Origin of the sequence: Streptomyces sp. MMG1121, from assembly GCF_001280015.1 — a bacterium.
Classification (GTDB): Bacteria; Actinomycetota; Actinomycetes; order Streptomycetales; family Streptomycetaceae; genus Streptomyces.
The window spans coordinates 1-301 of the sequence record NZ_LGDV01000121.1 but is presented as its reverse complement, the minus strand read 5'-3'; the positions used below and the strand labels follow the sequence as shown (position 1 = coordinate 301).

Here is a 301-nt window from a genome sequence, read left to right as displayed (position 1 = left end):
GTTGAGGGTGAGGTCGTGGTCACTGGTGGGGTGGCCGGTGGGGGTGCTGGGTGTGGTTCGGGTGTGGTGCCGTGGGTGTTGTCGGCGCGGAGTGAGGAGGCGTTGGCGGGGCAGGCGCGTCGGTTGCTGTCGTTTGTGCAGGGCGAGGGTGCTGGTGTGCCGGTGGTGGATTTTGCTGATGTCGCGTTGTCGTTGGTGACGTCGCGTGCGGTTTTTCCTCATCGTGCTGTGGTGGTGGGTGGTGGTGTGGATGTGCTGAGTTCTGGGTTGGTGGCTTTGGCTGATGGTGTGCCGGCTTCGG

1 protein-coding gene is annotated in these 301 nt (G+C 64.5%); it reads left to right on the top strand.

What is annotated here, in order from left to right; all coding sequences use genetic code 11:
• Nucleotides 1-63: 63 nt before the first annotated feature.
• The coding region (locus ADK64_RS47160) for a hypothetical protein (protein WP_234384553.1) at nucleotides 64-301 on the top strand (238 nt) is incomplete at its 3' end.